Source organism: Mesorhizobium sp. M0030 (assembly GCF_040323695.1).
Taxonomy (GTDB): Bacteria; Pseudomonadota; Alphaproteobacteria; order Rhizobiales; family Rhizobiaceae; genus Mesorhizobium.
In genome coordinates, this window is record NZ_JAMYVE010000013.1 from 68,479 (window position 1) to 88,072 (window position 19,594).

23 protein-coding genes are annotated in these 19,594 nt (G+C 63.9%); 14 read left to right on the forward strand and 9 right to left on the reverse strand.

Translation table 11 applies throughout. The features are described 5' to 3' along the window. Positions 1–111: 111 nt before the first annotated feature. The 7 genes from NKJ80_RS23840 to NKJ80_RS23870 all read left to right on the forward strand — a co-directional run bounded on the left by NKJ80_RS23840 (position 112) and on the right by NKJ80_RS23870 (position 5,695). Complete coding sequence (locus NKJ80_RS23840; protein ID WP_023830309.1) at positions 112–1,407, forward strand: MFS transporter; 1,296 nt, start codon at positions 112–114, stop codon at positions 1,405–1,407. Between the two features lie 137 nt (positions 1,408–1,544). Further along, positions 1,545–2,729 (forward strand): cell wall hydrolase, encoded by a 1,185-nt coding sequence (locus NKJ80_RS23845; protein WP_023668487.1) that lies wholly within the window; start codon positions 1,545–1,547, stop codon positions 2,727–2,729. 265 nt (positions 2,730–2,994) lie between these two features. Beyond that, positions 2,995–3,387: an AtpZ/AtpI family protein gene (locus NKJ80_RS23850; RefSeq protein ID WP_352498414.1), complete on the forward strand. Its 393-nt coding sequence runs from the start codon at positions 2,995–2,997 to the stop codon at positions 3,385–3,387. 65 nt (positions 3,388–3,452) lie between these two features. Further along, positions 3,453–4,211, forward strand: coding sequence for a F0F1 ATP synthase subunit A (locus NKJ80_RS23855; protein WP_023696586.1), 759 nt, complete (start codon positions 3,453–3,455; stop codon positions 4,209–4,211). A 65-nt stretch (positions 4,212–4,276) separates the two neighbouring features. Continuing rightward, the gene (locus tag NKJ80_RS23860; protein WP_006206606.1) at positions 4,277–4,501 is read left to right on the forward strand and encodes a F0F1 ATP synthase subunit C; all 225 of its coding nucleotides are present in this window, start codon (positions 4,277–4,279) and stop codon (positions 4,499–4,501) included. 92 nt (positions 4,502–4,593) lie between these two features. After that, a complete protein-coding gene (locus tag NKJ80_RS23865; protein WP_023668484.1) occupies positions 4,594–5,193 on the forward strand; it encodes a F0F1 ATP synthase subunit B in 600 nt (199 codons plus the stop codon). 10 nt (positions 5,194–5,203) lie between these two features. Continuing rightward, entirely contained in the window at positions 5,204–5,695 is a 492-nt protein-coding gene (locus tag NKJ80_RS23870) for a F0F1 ATP synthase subunit B (RefSeq protein ID WP_023668483.1), read from the forward strand. Positions 5,696–5,916: 221 nt separating this feature from the next. Here NKJ80_RS23870 and rnhB read toward each other — a convergent pair whose 3' ends face one another. Both rnhB and NKJ80_RS23880 read right to left on the reverse strand, forming a co-directional pair. After that, positions 5,917–6,612, reverse strand: a complete 696-nt coding sequence (rnhB, locus tag NKJ80_RS23875) for a ribonuclease HII (RefSeq protein WP_023745503.1) — start codon at positions 6,610–6,612, stop codon at positions 5,917–5,919. Positions 6,613–6,766: 154 nt separating this feature from the next. Then, positions 6,767–7,921 carry a PA0069 family radical SAM protein gene (locus tag NKJ80_RS23880; protein WP_023684378.1) on the reverse strand — a complete coding sequence of 385 codons (1,155 nt, stop codon included), beginning with the start codon at positions 7,919–7,921 and terminating at the stop codon, positions 6,767–6,769. 150 nt (positions 7,922–8,071) lie between these two features. Here NKJ80_RS23880 and NKJ80_RS23885 point away from each other — a divergent pair, with 150 nt between their 5' ends. Both NKJ80_RS23885 and NKJ80_RS23890 read left to right on the forward strand, forming a co-directional pair. Then, the gene (locus NKJ80_RS23885) at positions 8,072–8,575 is read left to right on the forward strand and encodes a glycosyltransferase (protein ID WP_352498415.1); all 504 of its coding nucleotides are present in this window, start codon (positions 8,072–8,074) and stop codon (positions 8,573–8,575) included. Positions 8,576–8,828: 253 nt separating this feature from the next. Beyond that, positions 8,829–9,803: a hypothetical protein gene (locus tag NKJ80_RS23890; protein ID WP_023726392.1), complete on the forward strand. Its 975-nt coding sequence runs from the start codon at positions 8,829–8,831 to the stop codon at positions 9,801–9,803. Here the strand turns inward: NKJ80_RS23890 and NKJ80_RS23895 are convergent. From NKJ80_RS23895 to NKJ80_RS23925, 7 genes are all read right to left on the reverse strand, one after another. Further along, positions 9,793–10,224 (reverse strand): GFA family protein, encoded by a 432-nt coding sequence (locus tag NKJ80_RS23895; protein WP_352498416.1) that lies wholly within the window; start codon positions 10,222–10,224, stop codon positions 9,793–9,795. The genes NKJ80_RS23890 and NKJ80_RS23895 overlap by 11 nt on opposite strands. A 126-nt stretch (positions 10,225–10,350) precedes the next feature. Next, a complete protein-coding gene (gene moaB / locus NKJ80_RS23900; protein ID WP_023726394.1) occupies positions 10,351–10,905 on the reverse strand; it encodes a molybdenum cofactor biosynthesis protein B in 555 nt (184 codons plus the stop codon). Continuing rightward, positions 10,892–11,785, reverse strand: a complete 894-nt coding sequence (locus NKJ80_RS23905; RefSeq protein ID WP_023709896.1) for a 4-(cytidine 5'-diphospho)-2-C-methyl-D-erythritol kinase — start codon at positions 11,783–11,785, stop codon at positions 10,892–10,894. Before NKJ80_RS23905 ends, moaB begins: the two co-directional genes overlap by 14 nt. Before the next feature lie 26 nt (positions 11,786–11,811). Further along, a complete protein-coding gene (locus NKJ80_RS23910; protein ID WP_023668475.1) occupies positions 11,812–11,997 on the reverse strand; it encodes a membrane protein in 186 nt (61 codons plus the stop codon). A 72-nt stretch (positions 11,998–12,069) separates the two neighbouring features. Next, positions 12,070–12,927: a S49 family peptidase gene (locus NKJ80_RS23915; protein ID WP_023668474.1), complete on the reverse strand. Its 858-nt coding sequence runs from the start codon at positions 12,925–12,927 to the stop codon at positions 12,070–12,072. Positions 12,928–13,047: 120 nt separating this feature from the next. Continuing rightward, positions 13,048–13,842, reverse strand: a complete 795-nt coding sequence (locus NKJ80_RS23920; protein ID WP_023807504.1) for a tRNA1(Val) (adenine(37)-N6)-methyltransferase — start codon at positions 13,840–13,842, stop codon at positions 13,048–13,050. Beyond that, on the reverse strand, positions 13,842–14,066 hold the full coding sequence (locus NKJ80_RS23925) for a putative signal transducing protein (protein WP_352498417.1): 225 nt from the start codon (positions 14,064–14,066) through the stop codon (positions 13,842–13,844). Before NKJ80_RS23925 ends, NKJ80_RS23920 begins: the two co-directional genes overlap by 1 nt. A 221-nt stretch (positions 14,067–14,287) precedes the next feature. Here NKJ80_RS23925 and NKJ80_RS23930 point away from each other — a divergent pair, with 221 nt between their 5' ends. From NKJ80_RS23930 to NKJ80_RS23950, 5 genes are all read left to right on the forward strand, one after another. After that, on the forward strand, positions 14,288–15,304 hold the full coding sequence (locus NKJ80_RS23930) for a polyprenyl synthetase family protein (RefSeq protein WP_023668471.1): 1,017 nt from the start codon (positions 14,288–14,290) through the stop codon (positions 15,302–15,304). Positions 15,305–15,391: 87 nt separating this feature from the next. After that, positions 15,392–16,060, forward strand: coding sequence for a GntR family transcriptional regulator (locus tag NKJ80_RS23935; protein ID WP_023702055.1), 669 nt, complete (start codon positions 15,392–15,394; stop codon positions 16,058–16,060). 353 nt (positions 16,061–16,413) lie between these two features. Next, positions 16,414–17,007 carry a biotin transporter BioY gene (locus NKJ80_RS23940; protein ID WP_352498418.1) on the forward strand — a complete coding sequence of 198 codons (594 nt, stop codon included), beginning with the start codon at positions 16,414–16,416 and terminating at the stop codon, positions 17,005–17,007. A gap of 110 nt (positions 17,008–17,117) precedes the next feature. After that, entirely contained in the window at positions 17,118–17,534 is a 417-nt protein-coding gene (locus NKJ80_RS23945) for a DUF1284 domain-containing protein (RefSeq protein ID WP_023684368.1), read from the forward strand. Positions 17,535–17,725: 191 nt separating this feature from the next. Continuing rightward, the gene (locus NKJ80_RS23950; protein ID WP_352498454.1) at positions 17,726–19,501 is read left to right on the forward strand and encodes a tetratricopeptide repeat protein; all 1,776 of its coding nucleotides are present in this window, start codon (positions 17,726–17,728) and stop codon (positions 19,499–19,501) included. The last annotated feature ends 93 nt before the right edge of the window (positions 19,502–19,594 follow it).

The following is a 19,594-nucleotide window of genomic DNA, read 5'->3' on the forward strand; positions in this document are numbered from 1 at the left end:
GATCCTGTTTTTCGGGAGAAATTGTCAAAAACTTCCCGATATTCGGGATGAAGTTATGGCGGTAAAGACGAGGCGTCAAGGTCCCGAAAGGGCATCAACAGGAGTCCCGCCATGTCGATTGCCGACGCAAATTGTGAGCCAGGCCGGGTTGGCCGAGCCGCCGCCGTCACGTCGAAGGCTGAACGATTTCGCGCCAATCATCGCTGGAAGGTGCTTGGCATCGGCGTTGCCGCCAATGCCAGTTTCTCCGCAACCTTCGCCGGCATACCGGCGGCGGCGGTGTTTCTGCGGTCGGGCTATCACTTGAGCAATGGCAATCTCGGTCTGGTCCTCGGCCTTCTCGGACTGGGCGTCGCCTTGAGCGAACTGCCTTGGGGCCTGCTCACCGACCGCTGGGGAGATCGCGGCGTGCTGTTGACCGGCCTTGGTGCGACCGCGGCGTGGCTCGCCCTGATGGGGTTGTTCATCGTGCCCTCAGTGACCTATGTGCCTGGCGTCGCAATGCTGGCCGCGTGCCTTCTGGTCGCCGGCCTGCTCGGCGGCAGCGTCAACGGTTCCAGCGGCCGCGCCATCATGGCCTGGTTCCACGAAGGCGAACGTGGCTTTGCCATGAGCATCAGGCAGACCGCGGTGCCGCTCGGCGGCGGGCTCGGCGCGCTGGTCCTGCCGTCGCTGGCATCGGTGCACGGTTTCGCGGCGGTCTTCGGGCTGCTGGCCGCCATGAACGCCGTCTCTGCGCTGTTTGCCTGGCGGTGGCTGCACCAGCCGCCGGAACTGGACAATGCCGGCAGCATGGCCATGGCAAAGTCGGGCGGTCCGGCGCCGCTGCGCAATGTCGAGGTCTGGCGCATCGCCACCGCCATCGGCCTGCTCTGCTTTCCGCAAGTGGCGGTGCTCACCTTCGCCTCCGTCTTCCTGCACGATTTCGCCGGCATGGCCACGCTCACGATCAGCGCCAGCCTTGCCGCAGTGCAGACCGGCGCGATGGTGATGCGCGTCTGGAGCGGCCGCTACACCGACCGCAACGGCAACCGCCGCTGGTTCCTGCGCCTCTGCAGCATGACGAGCGCGCTTGGCTTCGCGACCGTCGGCCTGCTGGTCCTGGCGGCAGGAGCCACGCCAGACGCCCATGCCGCGTTGATCCCGGCGATCGACGTGCTGCTGGTCGTTGCCGGCATTTCGGTCTCCGCCTGGCATGGCGTCGCCTACACCGAACTCGCCACGCTTGCCGGCGCCAGCCGCGCCGGAACCGCGCTCGGTCTTGCCAACAGCTTCGTCTTCATCGCCTTCTTCGTGGTGCCGACCGCCATTCCGGCTTTGCTGCTCATCTGGTCGTGGCCTGGCGTCTGGCTGGTGGGCGCGCTCTGCGCCATGATTGCATGGCCAATTTTCCTGCGGCCGAACTGACGGGTTGGCCGGCCTGCAAGCGGCGTCCCATTTCGGGCCGCTTCGGAAAAACACGATCAACCGCGTTAACCCCGCATCAAGGTTAATGCTTCACTTTGGCTCTCCAGTGGCTCAGTGGCGTTTCTGGAGAGTTCCCCGTGCATCGACGTGTCCTGAAGCGGCTGGCCGCCGCCGCCGGTGAGAAAAAACGTTCCTTCGTATCGCCATTGGTCATCGGGCTCGGCATCTGGATCGGCTTTCCAACTGTCGTCGCCTACCAGGACATGGGCAGCTTGATTTCCGGCCTCGAAGCCTCGGGCACCCGCTGGAACTCTTATGTCGAGCGCTCCGTCGCCGGCTCGGTTCATGCCGCCGAAATGCCTTTCATCGATTCCGTCACCACCGGTTCGCTCTCGGGTTCGGGCGTGCGCCTGCCCGGCGTCGGCAAGGTCTCGTTTCGCGGCAAGGGCAATGTCGCCGGCATCACGCCCGACGAGGACCGCATCATGCGCGCCGACAAGAAGGGCCGCATCATCCAGGTCTCGCCGGTGGCGCCGCCGAAGAACTTCAATGCCGGCTCGATCTTTCAGCGCACGTCCTCGCTGCTGCGGCCGAGCATGGACAGCGGCCTGAAGCTCGCCTTCGCCAAGCCCGGCATCAAGGGCAAGGAAATCCAGATCGCCCAGGCCTTCCACACCAACGTGGACAAGAAGCCCGATCCCGGCGTGCCGGCCATGCTTGCCGCGTTGGTCAACAATGACAGACCGGACGTGCTGGCCACCGCCTATGCCCAGGCCGAACCCGATTACGCCAAGGCCTCACCCTTCGAAGCGCTGCTGCAGGACGAGGAGCCGAGCAGCGGGCGCTTCATTCCGCCGATGGCCAAGGGTGACCACTCGTGGATCCAGAACCCGCTGCCGGCCAGCGTCTTCTCCACGAAGGAGCAGGCCTGCCTCGCCAACGGCATCTATTTCGAGGCGCGCGGCGAATCCGTGCGCGGCCAGGCCGCCGTCGCGCAGGTCATTCTCAACCGCGTCCGCAATCCGGCCTATCCGAACTCGATTTGCGGCGTCGTCTACCAGAACGACAACTGGCTGAACCGCTGCCAGTTCTCCTTCGCCTGCGACGGCCGCAAGAAGCGCATCGAGAGCCCCGCCCATTACAAGACCGCGCAGGACGTCGCGATGGCGGTCACCGCCGGCAAGATATTCATTCCCGAAGTCGGCTCATCGACCCACTACTACGCCAACTACGTCCATCCGGGCTGGGCGCGCACGATGCAGAAGATGACCAAGATCGGCCTGCATATCTTCTACCGCACCTATGGCGGCGGCTGGAGCTGAGCCCTTCGGCTTGCCTGTCGCAAACGAACCGCAAAGGCCCTGGAAGCCGAAATCGGACAGCGGTCGCCGGACGGATTCGGGGCATGTGCCGACCCGATAGTGCCGGGCACGATGTCGCACCTCGCCAAGTGATTGATTCCAACAGAAAAAATACATGGCTTTGAAGTCCCGACCGTGGCTTGACGGGCGCAAACCCTCTAACTATGTTGCCGGCGACTTTAGAAGCGGACGGACGGTGACGGTCTGACCGGGCAGGGGGGTTACGATGGCCGACAAGAACGGGCCAGACGGAACCGAAGAAACCGGCCGCGGCAGCAAGCACGAGGCCGACATCCGCGACGAAGATCTCGAACGCCGCCGGCGTGAGCTTGGAGCATCGCTTGCGACAAGACGGCCGGATCAGCTCGAGGGGAATGACGGCGCGAAGGCGACGGCCGGATATGGCCAGGCGCTCAAGCTGTCCAGCGAGTTCATCGCCGGGATAGTGGTGGGTGTGGGCCTTGGCTGGTTTCTGGATCGCGTGGCGGGAACCTCGCCATGGGGTCTGGTCGTCGGCTTGTTGCTGGGCTTTGGCGCCGGCGTGCTCAATGTCCTGCGTTCGTCAGGTGTTGTGGCGGAATTCGGAAAAAGCGAGAAGTCGCACGATCCGAAAGAATGAAATGGCGCGCCGCCAATGGCGCACAAGGACACTTAAGGCCGCTCGCGGTTTTGACGGGGATGTAAATGGCTGCTGACAAGGTCGATCCGATCCACCAGTTCCATATCGTCAAGCTGATTCCGATCAATATCGGCGGCTATGACCTGTCCTTCACCAATTCGGCTCTGTTCATGGTCGCGACCGTGGCCATTGCATCGGCGTTTCTTTACCTCTCGACCGCAAGCCGCAGCCTTGTTCCCGGCCGCCTGCAGTCGGTTTCGGAAATGGCCTACGAGTTCGTCGCGAACATGTTGCGCGATGCAGCCGGAACCCAAGGTATGAAGTTCTTTCCCTTAGTGTTCTCGCTGTTCATGTTCGTGCTTGTTGCCAATCTGCTTGGCCTTTTTCCTTATTTCTTCACCATCACCAGCCACATCATTGTCACCTTCGGCCTGGCCGCGCTGGTGATCGGAACCGTCATCGTCTATGGCTTCATGAAGCACGGTCTGGGCTTCCTCAAGCTTTTCGTGCCGAAGGGCGTGCCCATCCTGATGATGGTGCTTGTCGTTCCGATCGAGGTGATTTCCTTTGTCTCGCGTCCGGTCAGCCTATCGGTTCGTCTGTTCGCCAATATGCTCGCCGGCCACATTACCCTGAAGGTGTTTTCCGGGTTTGTGGTCAGCCTGAGTGCGCTCGGCGCGCTCGGCGTTGCGGGATCGATCCTGCCGCTGGCGATGGCTGTGGCGCTGACCGCGCTGGAGTTGCTCGTGGCGCTCTTGCAGGCATATGTGTTCGCCGTGCTCACCTGCATGTACCTGAATGATGCGCTGCATCCTTCGCACTAGATAGAATTTCCGGCATCTTTCGCCGGATGGAATTGCAACGAATTACAGATCCAAAGGAGTTTAAAATGGACGCAGAAGCAGCAAAGTACATCGGCGCCGGTATCGCTTGCCTGGGCATGGGCGGCGCGGGCATTGGCCTCGGCAACATCTTCGGCAGCTACCTGGCGGGCGCCCTGCGCAATCCGTCGGCCGCCGATGGCCAGTTCGGCCGCCTGATTTTCGGCTTCGCCGTGACCGAAGCTCTGGGCATTTTTTCGCTTCTCATCGCGCTTCTCGCCCTGTTCGGCTGAGCCCCTGTTCGGCCAATTATCGGTCGGACGAGCATTGGGAAGAATTGGCTGGCCGCATTCCTGCGGCCATGCCTGATATCAGGGGATAGTCCATGTTCGTGACATCTGCGTTTGCGCAAGAGTCCGCACCCGCCGCTGAAGGCGCCCATACCGGTACAGAAGGCGGCACGCATTCCGGCGCCGGCGTGCCTGCCGAGGCGCACGGCACGTTCCCGCCATTCGATCCGGCGACGTTTCCGTCCCAGCTTCTGTGGCTGGCGATCACGTTCGGGCTGTTCTATCTGTTCCTGAAGAAGGTGGTGATGCCGCGCCTTGGCGGCATCATCGACGTCCGCAGCGATCGCATCACGCAGGACCTCGACCAGGCCGCCAGGCTGAAGGGCGAGGCCGACGCCGCCGTTGCCGCTTACGAGCAGGAACTTGCGGAAGCCAAGGCCAAGGCCAACGCGATAGGCCAGCAGGCCAACGACGCTGCCAAGGCTGAAGCCGAGGCTGCCCGCAAGAAGGTCGAGGCCGCCCTCGACAAGAAGCTCGGCGAGGCCGAGGCCAGCATTGCTTCCATCAAGGCCAACGCCATGAAGGAAGTCGGCACGATTGCCGAGGACACCGCTTCAGCCATCGTCGATGCGCTTGTCGGCGGCAAGACGAGCAAGGCCGAGATCTCGGCTGCGGTCAAATCCGTGGCCCGGTGAGGAGCACATTATGGACGCCACATCTCTCGCAACGCTTTGGGCAACAGTTGCCCTCGTCATTTTCCTCGGCGTTGCCGTTTACATCAAGGTGCCAGGCCTGATCGCCAAGTCGCTCGACGCCCGTGCGACCAAGATCAGCGACGAGCTTGCGGAAGCCCGCCGGTTGCGCGAAGAGGCCCAGCAACTGCTCGGCCAATACCAGAAGAAGCGCAAGGAAGCAGAGCAGGAGGCCGCAGCCATCGTCGCTGCCGCCAAGCGCGAGGCCGACATGCTTGCCGCCGAGGCGCACAAGAAGACCGAAGACTATGTCACCCGCCGCACCGCGCTTGCCGAGCAGAAGATCGGCCAGGCCGAGCGCGAAGCCGTCGCCGAAGTGCGCGCCAGCGCCGTCGACATCGCCGTCGAAGCGGCCCGCACGCTGCTTGCCGGCAAGATCGACGCCAAGGCCGGCGCCGACCTGTTCAAGTCCGCGCTGCAGGACGTGAAGGCCAGGCTGAACTGAGCGGCGTTAACTCGCTGACATCAAGCCGCCCGGGCAACCTGGCGGCTTTTTTGTTGAGCGCGGACAATCTGCCCCCTTGAGGGGGAGATGTCGCCAAAAGCGACAGAGGGGTTCGGTGCGACCGGGCGCGACGCATTCTGCTGCGAAGAAGGGCTAGCGCTTCACGCGCGCGACCCCCTCTGGCCTGCCGGCCATCTCCCCCTCAAGGGGGGAGATTATCATTACTCCAACCCGGCGAAGCTCTCTTGCTCAACCACCTCAACTCCACCCAGCCTGAACGGCGCGAATGACGCCCGGTGCAGCCTTGCCACCGGACCATGCGCTTCGATCGCGGTGCGGTGCCGCACGGTGGCGTAGCCCATATGGACTTCGAACCCGTAGCGTTCGTGGTGGCTGCCGCAGCCGCACATCATGCGGTCGCGCATCACCTTGGCGACGATCGAGGCGGCGGCGATCGATTGCGAGCGCTGGTCGCCCTTGATCAGCGCGCGGCCTTCGCAGAGGAGGCCCGGCGGCACATCGCGGCCATCGGCCAGCGCCAGCTTCGCCTGGATCGGCAGGCCGGCAAGGGCGCGGCGCATGGCTTCCAGGCTGGCCTTGAGGATATTGCTGCCGTCAATGCCTTCGGCGCTGACCGAGGCCATCGACACGCCGAGCGCTGACCCCAGGATTTTCAGGAACAGCGCCTCGCGCTGCAAATGGTTGAGCCGTTTGGAATCGTCTAGCCCGTCGGGAATGTTGGCGGGATCGAGGATCACCGCCGCCGCCACCACCGGCCCGGCCAGCGGACCGCGGCCGGCCTCGTCCATGCCTGCCACCGGCCACAGGCCTTCAGCCATCGCCTTCGTCTCGAAGGAGAAGTCGGGCTTTTCGACGATTTCTAAAAGAAGCGGAGAATCGGAACGCGCGCGAGCCATGTTGCGGCGAGGTTCGCATCGGCTCCGATTCTCCGCAAGTCCCTCCAGGGTCGAGTGGGGCAAGACCGGGAGGGCACCGTCTGCAGGCCGGGGGACAGGCCGGACGGGATTCTTGGGTCGCCTGCCAACCACGAGGGCAGGGCAGGCGCTACTCTCAGAGCAGCATCAGCTGCTCGGTCGCCTTGGCGGCGGCGACAAACTGGTCGGTTCGGAGCGTGCGCCGCTCGGCGTTGAGGCCGAGCCGCTTGGCCGTGATCTCGAAGCGCCGGCCGATCTGCCAGGCATAGGGGCCGGCGCCTTTCATCCGCTTGCCCCATTCCGAATCATAGTCCTTGCCGTCGCGCATCGAACGGATCAGCGACATCACGTGCCGGTAGCGGTCGGGATAGTGGCGCAGCAGCCAGTCCTTGAAGATCGGCGCCACCTCGAGCGGCAGGCGCAGGATGACATAGCCGGCCTCGCGGGCGCCTGCGGCGCGTGCCGAATCGAGGATACGCTCCATCTCCTGGTCGGTCAGGCCGGGAATGATCGGCGCCACCATGACAGAGGCCGGGATGCCGGCATCGGAAAGCTGCCGGATTGCCTCAAGCCGCTTGGTCGGCGTCGACGCGCGTGGCTCCATGGTGCGCGCCAGCATGCGGTCCATCGTCGTCACCGACAACGCCACCTTGGCCAAGCCCCGTTCGGCCATGCGCGACAATATGTCGATGTCGCGCGTCACCAGATGGGATTTGGTGACGATGCCGACCGGATGGCCGCGCGCCTCCAGCACTTCGAGGATCTCGCGCATGATCCGGTATTGTTTCTCGATCGGCTGGTAGGGATCGGTGTTGGTGCCGATGGCGATGGTGCGCGGCTGATAGCCATCCTTCGACAGTTCCTTGTCGAGCAGCCGCGCCGCATCCGGCTTGGCAAACAGCTTCGCTTCGAAATCCAGCCCAGGCGACAGGCCCATGAAGGAATGCGTCGGCCGGGCGAAACAATAGACGCAGCCATGCTCGCAGCCGCGATAGGGGTTGATCGAGCGGTCGAAGGAAATGTCGGGCGATTCGTTGCGGGTGATGATGGTGCGCGGCTTCTCGACCTGCACTTCGGTCTTGAACGGCGGCAATTCCTCCAGCGAATTCCAGCCGTCGTCGAACACATGCCGGCTGACCGGCTCGAACCGGCCGGACGGGTTGATGCCAGCGGAACGGCCGCGGTTGCGATCCGGACGGACGCGCATGCCGCTCTGTTCGATCATCGCATTGGCCATCTCGGCTCGCCCTGCTCCGAAAGCAGCAATGTCCGCACGCACGATATGTTCCATTTTGGCCCTTTCCCAAGGACTGTCGGCTGGCTGTCGAATCGCTCTGTTCATGAAAATAATCCTATTTCGCTGATGAGAACAAATCAAGAACTTTTTAGTTGGACCATGCAAAACTGGCGCTGCGCCGGGCTTTCCGCTATTCGGCTAAAAATGCTCAGCGTTCTCATCGAAACCCGGGATGACGAAGAAGGCCTTGCCCGCACGCTCGCCTCATTGATCGGCGGCGCGGTCGAGGGCGTGGTACGCGATGTCATCGTCTGCGACACCGGCTCGACCGACCAGACGCATCGGGTTGCCGATCATGCCGGCTGCCATCTCGTCGCCGGCGGCATCGGCGCGGGAATCAGGCAGGCGAAGGGTGACTGGCTGCTGTTTCTCGAGCCGGGCGCAAGGCTGGCCGACGGCTGGATCGACGACGTCGTCGCTCACACGGCGCGGCAAACCATGCCGGCGCGCTTTTCCCGTGCGCGCGGCAGCCGCACGCCGTTCCTGTCACGGGTGTTTTCGGGCAACCGGGCGCTGGCCGAAGGGCTGGTCATCAGCAAGCGCCAGGCCGCTGCCCTGTCGAAGAACGCGCACAGCGCCGAAGCCCTTGCGCGCGGTCTCGCCACCAGGCGGCTCGACGCCGAAATCTGGCTGGCGCCGAAGAAGTGATGTTTCTCCCTTCTCCCCGTTCCCAGGGAGAAGGGTGCCCGAAGGGCGGATGAGGGGCAGCGTCGGCGTCCCCCCGGAATTGACACTGTCCGCTGCGCCGTCCGGCTTTTTCGCCGCAAAAACCTATTGTGCATTGCACAAAAGCTGACGCGGGATTAGCATTCCGTTGATGCGGGATATCGGGTTTGGGTAGTGCCGGAGCGGTAAGCAAGCGCCGCGTCGTCGTTGCTGCCGTTCATATCTGAGGACCCCGATGAACCTTTCGTCCCCTGACAAATCCGGCGCCCCCAGTCTAGAGGCCATTGCCCGCAACGGCAGCCTGCTCCGCCGCATCGCGGTGCGTATCCCGACCTATCTGTCCGACCTGCGCGAAAATCCCGCATGGCTGCCGATGTTCGTGCTTGCCCGCACCATGCCGGCGCGCAAACTGCACTGGCTTGGCGCCAAAGCCGCGCGCCCCGCGCAGAGTGCCGGAGCGACGATGTTCAGGGGCGTCGACCTCAAGTCGATCGTCGCGGCGCTGCGCGCCGATGGCCTGTTCTCCGGACTGGTCCTTCCGCAGGCAATCCACGAAGAGATCGCCAGCTTTGCTCAGAGCACGCCGTGCTTCGGCAATTTCGACCGCCGGCTCGAATTCATGCCCGGAGAACACGCAGAAGCCGAGAAGCGGTTCGGCCGCTCTTTGCTCAGCGGACACTATTTCGAGCGCATCCTCGGCTGCAAGGCGGCACTCGCCATCCAGAACGACCCGCTGCTGCTCGACATCGCCCAGCACTATCTGGGCGGGCAGGCAAAGCTGATCACCACGCGTGTCTGGTGGAGCTTTCCGACCGGCGAGGCTTCCGACGCCGACAAGAACCTTGCCTCGCTCGGCAAATATCATTTCGATCTCGACGACTGGCGGATGCTGAAATTCTTCTTCTATCTCAAGCCCTGCGATGCCGGCACCGGCCCGCATGTCTATGTCAAAGGCAGCCACAACAGGCGCAGCCTCAAGCACCAGTTGACGCTGCTGGTCGGCCATCCGGCGCAAGACGTGCTCAAGGTCTATGGCGACGACAGCCCGGTCACGCTGACCGGCGAGGCCGGCCTCGGCTTCGTCGAGGACCCGTTCGGCTTCCACATGGGCACCGTGCCGTCCACCACGCCACGGCTGATGATGGAGGTCGGCTTCGGCGTCTCGCCGCCCTCGCGCCGCCGCTTCCACGGCGAACCGGTCATCCGCTGAGGCCGGAGCGGATCTCGACCGGCATCCAGCGCGCTTGCCGCCGGGCAATGCGACCCTCTTTGTTCTCGGCATCATAGTCCATTGGGACCGGCTCGCGGTTGAACCGCGGCCGGTCATCCAGCGCATTGACGATGACGATCGCTCTCGGTTCGCCGTCGGTGGTCACAGCAGCGACATAGACGCCGCAGTCCCGGCAGATGAGATAATCGGCGGTGCGCAATCCGAACCGGTATCGGTGCAGCCGGGCCTCGTCCTCGACCGCGACGATCAATCGCCCCTGCGGATCGGCGGCGGCGCGCGAACCATGCCGGACACAGAACGCGCACTGGCAGGCGCGGATCTCCATCTCGGCCGGCTCAATTCCGGTTTCGAAGGTCAGGTGGATGTTGCCGCAATGGCAGCCGCCGCGGTGCGCGCTCATTGGATCTCTTCCGTCTTGACTTGGCGACAGACTATCCGCCCGACGACCCGGAGGAAATGACCTCTCGAAGGCGCAGCCGCCATTCTGCCTGACAAAGGCAGCACTTGGCCGGCACTTTGCCTTGGTTTACGAGGCGGCCTTGCCGCGCCGCAAATGCTCGTCCAGGCGCGGCATGATCTCGACGAAGTTGCAGGGCATGTGGCGGTAGTCGAGCTGCGGTTTCAGGATGCCGTCCCAGGCGTCCTTGCAGGCGCCGGGCGAGCCCGGCAGCACAAAGACGAAGGTGGCGTTGACGACGCCGCCCGTCGCCCGGCTCTGCACTGTCGAGGTGCCGATCTTGTCGTAGGAAATGCGGTGGAACACTTCGGAAAAGCCATCCATGCGCTTCTCGAAGATCGGCTCCAGCGCCTCCGGCGTCACGTCGCGGCCGGTAAAACCGGTGCCGCCGGTGGTGATGACGACATCGATGTCTTCGTCGCGCGACCAGCCCAGCACCTTGTCGCGGATTTTCTCCCGGTCGTCGGTGACGATGTCGCGCGCGGCCAGGACATGGCCGGCCTCGGCGATGCGATCAGCCAGCGTCTGGCCGGATTTGTCGTCGGCAAGGCTGCGCGTATCGGACACCGTCAGCACCGCGATGCGCACCGGGATGAACAGGCGGCTTTCGTCAATTTTGGTCATCGGCCCCCTCTGAAGCGATGCTTCGTGTCGCGGCGACAAACCACTCCGGTTCGCGGCTGCGGATCTCGGCGGCGGCGCGCTTGGCGACATTGCCGGTCTCGAACAGCCCGAAGCATGTCGCGCCGGAGCCCGACATGCGCGAGAATCCAGATCCGGCCCTGTTCAGCAGGGAAAGCGCTCTGCCGATGGGCGGCTGTATTGCTTGCGCCGGTTCCTCAAGATCGTTGCGGGTGATCTCCAGCCAATTGCGGACGCCGTGGAAATCGAAACCGCGCGGCAGCGGCGGCAGTCCTTCATTGTCGCGTTTTTCAAGTGCATTGAACACATCGGGCGTCGAGACGGCGACGCCGGGATTGACCAGCACCAAAGCGAGCGCCGGAAAATCCGGCACCAGCGACAGCTCGTCGCCGACGCCACGCGCAACCAGCGGTTTTGCCGCAAGACACATCGGCACGTCGGCGCCGAGCGTGAGACCGATCCGGCTCAGTTCGGCCTCGCCGATGTCGAGCCCCCAGGTCCGGACAAGACCCTGCAATACCGCCGCCGCGTCGCTCGAGCCGCCGCCGACCCCGGATGCGACCGGCAGGTTCTTTTCCAGCCGGATGGCAACCGGCGGCGTGCTCTGCTGGCCGGCCTGCCTGCGCAGCGCCTCGCGCGCCTTCACCACCAGATTGCTGTCGTCGATCGGCACGGAAGTCGCGTAACGGCCCGATACGGAGAACCGGTCGGCGTCGGCAGGCTCGATCTCGACCCTGTCGCCGAAGCGGGTGAAAACGACCAGGCTCTCGAGCAGATGATACCCGTCGGCGCGCCTGCCGCTGACGTGCAGCGCCAGATTTATCTTGGCGGGCGCAAGCCACGTCCGGGCTGCGGCATCCAAACTGTCGGCTGCTGACGGGATGATGCTCAGTCCTTGGCCAGGCGGTATTCGCCGGTCTTGGGATCCTGGACCAGCGTGCCGTTGGTGCCGTTGGCTGCCTGCTTTTCGGTGCGCCGCACCTTGGCGGTCACACGTTCGGCCTCGCGGACGAAGGTGCGGTAGCCGAAATAAGCGGCTGCGCCGACAACTGCGAAGAAAATGATCTGTGGCATTTCAAAGCTCCTCCCTCGCAAGGCGGCCAGGCAGACTGTCAAGCCCTCATGCTAGACGCTTTCCCTGCTTTTTCAAAGCCCGAAGCGCGCCCACAATGCGCGCTCTTCCGCCGCATCGATCACGCCGCTTGCGGCGGCGGCGGCAATATCGGGCGCTGAAAAGTTCGAGCCGAACAGGCCGATGCGGCCAAACAGGCCACGCGGCGCGGTGACCAGCCTGAGCTGGGTTTTCGCGCCGAAGCGGGTTTTCAGTACCGTGCGCATGTCGCTCAACGCATCGACGAGGCCAAGCTCCAGCCCTTTCTTGCCGGTCCAGAACAGGCCGGTGAACAGGTCCGGATCGTCCTTCAGCTTGGTGCCACGGCGTTCCCTGACCAGGTCGATGAAGGTCTCGTGCACTTCCAGCTGCAGCGCCTTCAGGCGCTCGACGTCTTCCCTCTTCTCCGGCTTGAACGGGTCGAGCACCGCCTTGTTCTGGCCGGCGGTGTGGACGCGACGCTCGACACCGATCTTCTTCATCAGTTCGGGAAAGCCGAACGAGGCCGAGACGACGCCGATCGAACCGACGATGGAGGACGGATCGGCAAAGATCTCGTCGCCGGCGACCGCGATCATGTAGCCGCCCGAGGCCGCCACATCCTCGACGAAGACCAGCACCTTCTTGTTCTTCTCGACCGCGAGGTCACGGATGCGCTTGAAGATCAGCCGCGACTGCACCGGCGAGCCGCCAGGCGAATTGATCGAAATGGCGACGGCGGGCGCATCGAACAGGAACGCCTTTTCGATGAGGGCGGCGGTGGACGCCAAGGACAGGCTCGGCCGGAACGGGCCGCCGCCGGCCATGATGGTGCCATGCAGCCTGATGACGGGAATGGTGACGACGCTGGATCGCCAGGATTTCGGCAGCAGGCGGTTGAAAAGGCGTTTCACGAGGTGGCTGTCTCCAAATGGCTTCAACGCATGTAGGGATTTGCCGGTCAACGGCAATGCTGCAATCCATGTCAGCCAACTGTGTGCCGGTTTTGCGGCAACGACACTGACGGGCCCAAATCAATCGCCAAACAGCGACGCCAGTCCGTTGTTGATCATCTCGGTTCGTTCCGACGGGCCGTCGCCCGTTTGCCCATGCAGCATCAAAGGCGGGCGGATCGACAGCTTGCCGCGCGCGCCGAGCGCTGCCCTGACGACAATGCGGATTGCGGCTGCTTCCGGGCGCGGATGCACCGCCAGCATCTCGGCGTCGCCGAAGCGGCCCGACAGGGCATCGAGGAGGTCGCCAAGCTGTTCCGGCCGTGCGATGACGGCCAGGCCGCCGCGCGGCTTGGCGACGGCAGCCGCACTCCGGATCCAGCTTTCGAACAGCCCGTCGTCCATGACATGCGCTTGCCGCCGCAGCGGATCTGGCGTGGCACGGTCTTGCGCCGCGTTGAAGGGCGGGTTCATGATGACGAAATCGAAGGAATTGTCGGCAAGGCCGGCTTGCGTCCGCGCCCGGCCCGACAGCGTGACGTCGGCGGTCAGCACCGAGGCGCGATTGCCGAGATGCGCATTGCCGGGATGGGCGAGCGTGGTTGTGGCGAAGCCTGCCATCTCGGTCGACCGTTCGACGAGCACGACCTGCGCCTCTGGGCAGCGCGACAGCACGGCGAGACCCGCCGCACCGGCGCCGGCGCCGAAATCGGCGAGGCGCCCAGAAAAGCCGGATGAAACTGCTGCCGCCAGCATCATGGCATCCATCCCGGCGCGATGCCCTGTCCTGGGCTGGACCAGCCAGAAGCGGCCGCGATGGAAGGCATCGACCGTGTGGGCCGGCGTATCGCTGGTAAGCGCGCTCGCTTCAGCCATTATGTCTGGCGGATTTCGTTCTCGATGCCGGCGTCTTTCAAGATGCGCCGCGCCTGATCGGCCTGGTCGGCATCGACCATGACGCGCTTCTGGAAAAGACCGATCGACCCTTCGAGAATGCTCATGTTCTGGTCGGCGACGAAGCAGGCAATCCCGGCATCGCGCATCAGCGATTCGACAAAGGAGATGATCACGGCATCGTTGGTGCGCACGAGTTCTATCATCGGACGAAGTTCGCAGGTTGCAGCGTTGATGTAAACGCTGGAGCATGGCGCCGAAAAGTGTGGAGCGGTTTTCGGGCAACGGCATGCGGTCGCTAAGGTTGACACGCCGTCACCGCAGCCGCGCCAATTCGCCTCTTGCCGTGCCCGTATGTGCCGCCCTAGAGTCCCAGGCGGGACCAGGGTGCCGTCGCACGCGTGATCAAAGACGGGAGTGTTTGTTGGTGGGTGTCGTTCTCAACATCGAAAACGGGAAGCGGGAACCCGCCTCCATCAAGGATCTCATCGACCTGACAGCAGCCGATATGGGGCGCGTCAACAAACTGATCCTGTCCAAGGCCGGCTCCGACGTCGAGATGATCCCGGAGGTCGCCAATCATCTGATCTCGTCGGGCGGCAAAAGGCTGCGTCCCATGCTGACGCTCGCGGCGGCCCAGATGTTCGGCTATTCCGGCGAGGGCCACGTCAAGCTCGCCACCGCGGTCGAGTTCATGCACACCGCCACGCTGCTCCATGACGACGTCGTCGACGAGAGCGGCATGCGGCGCGGCAAAAAGACTGCCCGCATGATCTGGGGCAACCAGGCGAGCGTGCTGGTCGGCGATTTCCTGCTCGGCCAGGCTTTTCGCATGATGGTCGATGTCGGTTCGCTGGAAGCGCTCGACATCCTGTCCAGCGCCGCCTCGATCATCGCCGAGGGCGAGGTGATGCAGCTGGCGGCCGCCAAGAACCTCGATACCACCGAGGACGAGCATTTCGCCGTCATCAAGGCCAAGACCGCGGCGCTGTTCTCGGCTGCCGCCGAGGTCGGTCCGGTCATCGCATCGGCGACGCGCAACGATCGCGCCGCATTGCGCTCCTACGGCATGAATCTCGGCCTTGCCTTCCAGCTCATCGACGATGCGCTGGATTATGGCGGCTCCAGCCAGGAGCTGGGCAAGAATGTCGGCGACGATTTCCGCGAAGGCAAGGTTACGCTGCCGGTCATCCTCGCCTACCGGCGCGGCACCAAGGCCGAGCGCACCTTCTGGAAGCGCGCCATCGAGGACAATGTCACCGACGATGCCGGACTGGAAAAGGCCATCGGCCTGATGACCCGCCATGGCGCCATTGCCGACACCATCGGACGCGCCCGCCATTTCGGCGAGATCGCCCGCGACGCGCTGGCGCCGCTGGAGGCGACGCCGCAGAAATCGGCGCTGATCGACGTCATCGACTTCTGCATCAGCCGGGTGAACTGACCCGCGCCTGGCGCCAAAGCAAGTTTGCATGCAAAATCGGGCAATCACCGCTCGACAATCGGCAGCAGTGCAAATTATCTATAAAACATGGCAAAGACCGCAGACGACACCATCGCCGTGCGCATCAGCAAGGTGCTGGCGGATCGCATCATATCGGGTGCGATCGAACCCGGCGCCCGGCTGCGGCAGGATCACATCGCCGAGGAATTCCAGACCAGCCATGTCCCGGTGCGCGAGGCCTTTCGGCGCCTGGAGGCGCAAGGGCTGGCGGCCAGTGAGCCCAGGCGGGGCGTACGCGTCGCTGCTTTCGATCTCGGCGAGGTAAGGGAAGTCGCCGAAATGCGGGCAGCGCTCGAAGTGTTGGCGCTGCGCCATGCCGCGCCGCATCTGACGGCTTCCATTCTCAATCTTGCCGAAGAAGCCACAAAGGCCGGCGACAAATCCCGCGATGTCCGCTCTTGGGAGGAGGCCAACCGCACCTTCCACCGGCTGATCCTGGCGCCCTGCGGCATGCCGCGGCTGATCGCCACCATCGACGATTTGCACGCAGCAAGCGCCCGCTTCCTGTTCGCCGCCTGGCGCTCGGAATGGGAAATCCGCACCGACCAGGATCATCGCGCGATCCTCAGCGCGCTGCGACAGGGCAATACCGAATCGGCCGCCGCCACGCTTGGCCGGCACGTGCAGTGGATCGGCCAGAAACCAGTCAAGACCGCGTCGGGCAAGATGCGCGAAGCGTTTGCCATCGTCGGGTAGGGACGAAGGGACAAGTCGTCGGATTCCGCGCGTAGCGATCCTTCACACCCCCCTCTGTCCTGCCGGACATCTCCCCCGCAAGGGGGGAGATCAACAGCTTTGCCGTTGCGTTAGTCCTGCAACGTCGGCCATTGGCGAAAGCAAAGGCGACATCCGATCTCCCCACTTGCGGGGGAGATGGCCGGCAGGCCAGAGGGGGGTGCTGTCCCGCCAGCCTTTCCAAATGTCCTTTATTCGACACGCAAGCCCAAGCCTTTTTAGGGGCGAGGGTTGCCATTCCCGCGCAAATATGGATTCGATAATAGATCGAACAACAAAATTATCTATAATTCAAACCAGCCAGGGAAGCCGCCATGACCGACATCGCCTTTTCGCCCTCCAAGCCCTCCTTCAGCCCGTTGCGCCTGCAAACCCGCTCGTATGCCTGGCAAGCCGCGGCCATCGTCATCGGCACGCTGTCCATTGCGCTCGCCTCCTACATGGAAGTGCCGATGCTGCCGGTTCCAATGAACATGCAGACCTTTGCGGTGACGCTGGTGGGCGCGCTCTACGGCTGGCGGCTCGGCGCGATCACCATCGCCGCATGGCTCGTCGAGGGCGCTGTGGGTTTGCCGGTGCTGTCGGGCGGAGCTGCCGGCATCCAGCATTTTGCCGGGCCGACCGCCGGTTATCTCTTCGCCTTCCCGCTTGTCGGCGCGCTCGTCGGCTGGCTGGCCGAGCGCGGCTGGAACGGCAACCGCGTGCTGCTCGCCTTCGCCGGCATGGTCCTCGGCAACCTCGCCTGCCTGGTTCTCGGCACGGCCTGGCTCGCCGTCATGATCGGCCTCGAACAGGCCATCGCCTTCGGCTTCTTGCCCTTCCTCGTCGGCGGCCTGCTGAAATCGGCGCTCGGCGCCGCGACGCTCAAGCTGTTTTGGAGCAACAAGGCGGACCCGGCAGGAGCATGATCCCGAAAAGTGGAGTCCGGTTTTCGGAAGAGATCATGCTCAAACAAAGAGATGGAGCCCCATCCCGATACCATCGGGATGGAACAGGCTCCGCTGGTGCGTCCTGACCGATGACCGTCCGGCTGCGCTCCCACCATCTTCTTTGCCTGCTGACCTATATCGGCGAAGGGTACAGCGCAGCCTTCGTCGCCAACTATGACGTGATCGCGAAACGTCTGGGCCGGGGCGAGGATATTCTGATCGTCTCCGGCCCCGACGACATCTGCCAGCCGCTGCTCGGCGGGGCGCAGCCCCACTGCTTGCGCGAAAGCGCCGCCGGCCGGGACGAGCTGGCAGCACGCGATGTCGGCAAGCTGCTGACCCGGCCGATCCGGGCCGGCGTCCGCTTCAGCCTCGACGCGGCAACGCTTGCCGGCTTGCGCGCCGCCTTTGCAGCCGGCGTGACGCGTGAGGCCTGCCAGGGTTGCGAGTGGGCCGGCCTGTGCAGCACTGTCGCGGCAGGCGGATATCGCGATGTCAGGCTGTAGCTCCCAACCCCGATCTGCTATTGCCGGAACCGATAGTGTCTGCGTCGCCATGGTTTGTTAATCGGGTGACCCGATTGTGAATTCGGCCCGGATTGAAGCCTGACCCCAAAAAGGCCATGCTTTGTCAGGAAACATCGAGTCTATGGCTTCTCCGCGCCGACGCGGGATGGCGCTTGGCTGAAAGGGATACGATGCGGCAAGGACGTGCGCGCTGGCTCGCGGGGCTGGCAATTGTGGCAGGGATGGCGATTTCTCCGCTGCCTGCCTACGCCAAGGAATCGACCGACCCGGTCAAGATCACCTCCTTCTCGGGCGCCTATCTCGCCGCCCGCATCGCCGAAGGCGACAACGACCTCGACAATGCCATCGCTTATTACAAGCAGGCGCTCGCCTTCAATCCCGGCGACAGCTCGCTGCAGCAAAGCCTGATGCTGTCGCTGATCGCGCAAGGCCGCTTCGAGGAATCGCTGGTCTATGCCGACAAGCTCAAGGCAGTTCCCGACGTCGAGCGCTTCTCGCGTCTGGCTCTGGCGGTCGATTCCTTCCACAAGAAGGATTTCACCAAGGCGCAGTACTGGCTCAAGCTGTCGCTCGAATCCGATCTCGACCGGCTGATTTCCGGCGTCATGTCCGGCTGGGCACAAGAGGGCGCCGGCGACCCCACCGGGGCGATGGCCTCGATCGACAAACTGCAGGGGCCTGACTGGTTCGGCCTGTTCAAGTCCTTCCACCGCGCGCTGATCGCCGATGCCGCAGGCCTATCGGACAAGGCCGACGCGCTTTATGACGCGACCCTGACCGACGTCACGGCCGGCGGTGCCGCGCCCGAGACATGGATGCGCAACGCCCAGGCCTACGCGTCTTTCCTGGCGCGCAAGGGAAACAAGAACAAGGCGCTCTACGTGCTCGACAAGGCCGAGGCGTTCGCGCCCGGCAAGCTCGACATCCAGGCGCTTCGCGACAGGATCAGCAAGGGCGACAAGATCGAGCCCTTCGTCGCCAGTCCCTCCGAAGGCGCCGCTGAAATCCTGCTCGACCTCGCCATCGCGCTCAATCGCGGCGGTGGCGAGCCGTTCGTGCGCCTCTATCTGCAATATGCGCTCGCGCTCAAGCCCGACAGCGACGCCGCTTTGGTGCAGCTTGCCGCCGTTGCGGAGCAGCTGAAGGACGGCGAAGGCGCCATTGCGCTCTATAGCCGCATTCCAGCCTCCTCGCCGCTGAAGGAGCTTTCCGACCTGCAGCTCGGCCTCAACCTTGCCGATCTCAACCGTCACGACGAGGCTATCGCCCATCTCAAGGCATTCGTCGAAGCTCACCCCGATGACATGCGCGCCTATCTGGCGCTGGGCGGGGTCTATGCCTCGAAGGAGGATTTCCGCTCCGCCGCCACTCTCTACGACAAGGCGGTCGCGGTGCTGAAGACGCCGACCAATGCCAACTGGAACATCTACTATCAGCGCGGCATCGCCTATGAGCGGCTGAAGGAATGGCCGAAGGCCGAACCGAACTTCCTCAAGGCGCTTGAGCTGTTCCCCGACCAACCGCAGGTGCTGAACTATCTCGGCTATTCCTGGGTCGACATGAACATGAACCTCAAGGAAGGCCTGGCGATGATCCAGAAGGCCGTCGACCTCAGGCCGAGCGACGGCTACATCGTCGATTCGCTGGGCTGGGCCTATTTCCGCATGGGCCGGTTCGACGACGCCGTGCGCGAAATGGAGCGCGCCGTGTCGCTCAAGCCGGAAGATCCGGTGCTCAACGACCATCTCGGCGATGCCTATTGGCGCGTCGGCCGCAAGCTCGAAGCCACTTTCCAGTGGAATCAGGCGCGCGACCTGAAGCCGGATCCCGATGTGCTTGCCATTTTGCAGCAGAAGCTGATGAAGGGCCTGCCGCCGATCGAATCCAACACGGCGCAGGAAACCCCGAAGGTCAAGCCGGCCACCCCGCCAGCGCCGAAGGGGTGATCGGGCAATACTTCTGATGAAACGGGGCTCGCTGAGCCCCGTTTTTTCGGCTTGGCGTCTTAGAGCAATTCCAGGAAAGTGTGCGCGGTTTTC

Excerpts from the sequence above, each read along its gene's own strand:
- NKJ80_RS23885 (WP_352498415.1), top strand. The coding sequence starts at position 8,072 with ATGCTCAGCGTTCTCATCGAAACCCGGGATGACGAAGAAGGCCTTGCC.
- NKJ80_RS23850 (WP_352498414.1), top strand. The coding sequence starts at position 2,995 with ATGGCCGACAAGAACGGGCCAGACGGAACCGAAGAAACCGGCCGCGGC.
- NKJ80_RS23865 (WP_023668484.1), top strand. The coding sequence starts at position 4,594 with ATGTTCGTGACATCTGCGTTTGCGCAAGAGTCCGCACCCGCCGCTGAA.
- NKJ80_RS23950 (WP_352498454.1), top strand. The coding sequence starts at position 17,726 with ATGCGGCAAGGACGTGCGCGCTGGCTCGCGGGGCTGGCAATTGTGGCA.
- NKJ80_RS23895 (WP_352498416.1), bottom strand. The coding sequence starts at position 10,224 with ATGAGCGCGCACCGCGGCGGCTGCCATTGCGGCAACATCCACCTGACC.
- rnhB (WP_023745503.1), bottom strand. The coding sequence starts at position 6,612 with ATGGCTCGCGCGCGTTCCGATTCTCCGCTTCTTTTAGAAATCGTCGAA.
- NKJ80_RS23940 (WP_352498418.1), top strand. The coding sequence starts at position 16,414 with ATGACCGACATCGCCTTTTCGCCCTCCAAGCCCTCCTTCAGCCCGTTG.
- NKJ80_RS23890 (WP_023726392.1), top strand. The coding sequence starts at position 8,829 with ATGAACCTTTCGTCCCCTGACAAATCCGGCGCCCCCAGTCTAGAGGCC.
- NKJ80_RS23945 (WP_023684368.1), top strand. The coding sequence starts at position 17,118 with ATGACCGTCCGGCTGCGCTCCCACCATCTTCTTTGCCTGCTGACCTAT.
- NKJ80_RS23855 (WP_023696586.1), top strand. The coding sequence starts at position 3,453 with ATGGCTGCTGACAAGGTCGATCCGATCCACCAGTTCCATATCGTCAAG.
- NKJ80_RS23860 (WP_006206606.1), top strand. The coding sequence starts at position 4,277 with ATGGACGCAGAAGCAGCAAAGTACATCGGCGCCGGTATCGCTTGCCTG.
- NKJ80_RS23925 (WP_352498417.1), bottom strand. The coding sequence starts at position 14,066 with ATGATAGAACTCGTGCGCACCAACGATGCCGTGATCATCTCCTTTGTC.
- NKJ80_RS23840 (WP_023830309.1), top strand. The coding sequence starts at position 112 with ATGTCGATTGCCGACGCAAATTGTGAGCCAGGCCGGGTTGGCCGAGCC.
- moaB (WP_023726394.1), bottom strand. The coding sequence starts at position 10,905 with ATGACCAAAATTGACGAAAGCCGCCTGTTCATCCCGGTGCGCATCGCG.
- NKJ80_RS23920 (WP_023807504.1), bottom strand. The coding sequence starts at position 13,842 with ATGGCTGAAGCGAGCGCGCTTACCAGCGATACGCCGGCCCACACGGTC.
- NKJ80_RS23880 (WP_023684378.1), bottom strand. The coding sequence starts at position 7,921 with ATGGAACATATCGTGCGTGCGGACATTGCTGCTTTCGGAGCAGGGCGA.
- NKJ80_RS23935 (WP_023702055.1), top strand. The coding sequence starts at position 15,392 with ATGGCAAAGACCGCAGACGACACCATCGCCGTGCGCATCAGCAAGGTG.
- NKJ80_RS23870 (WP_023668483.1), top strand. The coding sequence starts at position 5,204 with ATGGACGCCACATCTCTCGCAACGCTTTGGGCAACAGTTGCCCTCGTC.
- NKJ80_RS23910 (WP_023668475.1), bottom strand. The coding sequence starts at position 11,997 with ATGCCACAGATCATTTTCTTCGCAGTTGTCGGCGCAGCCGCTTATTTC.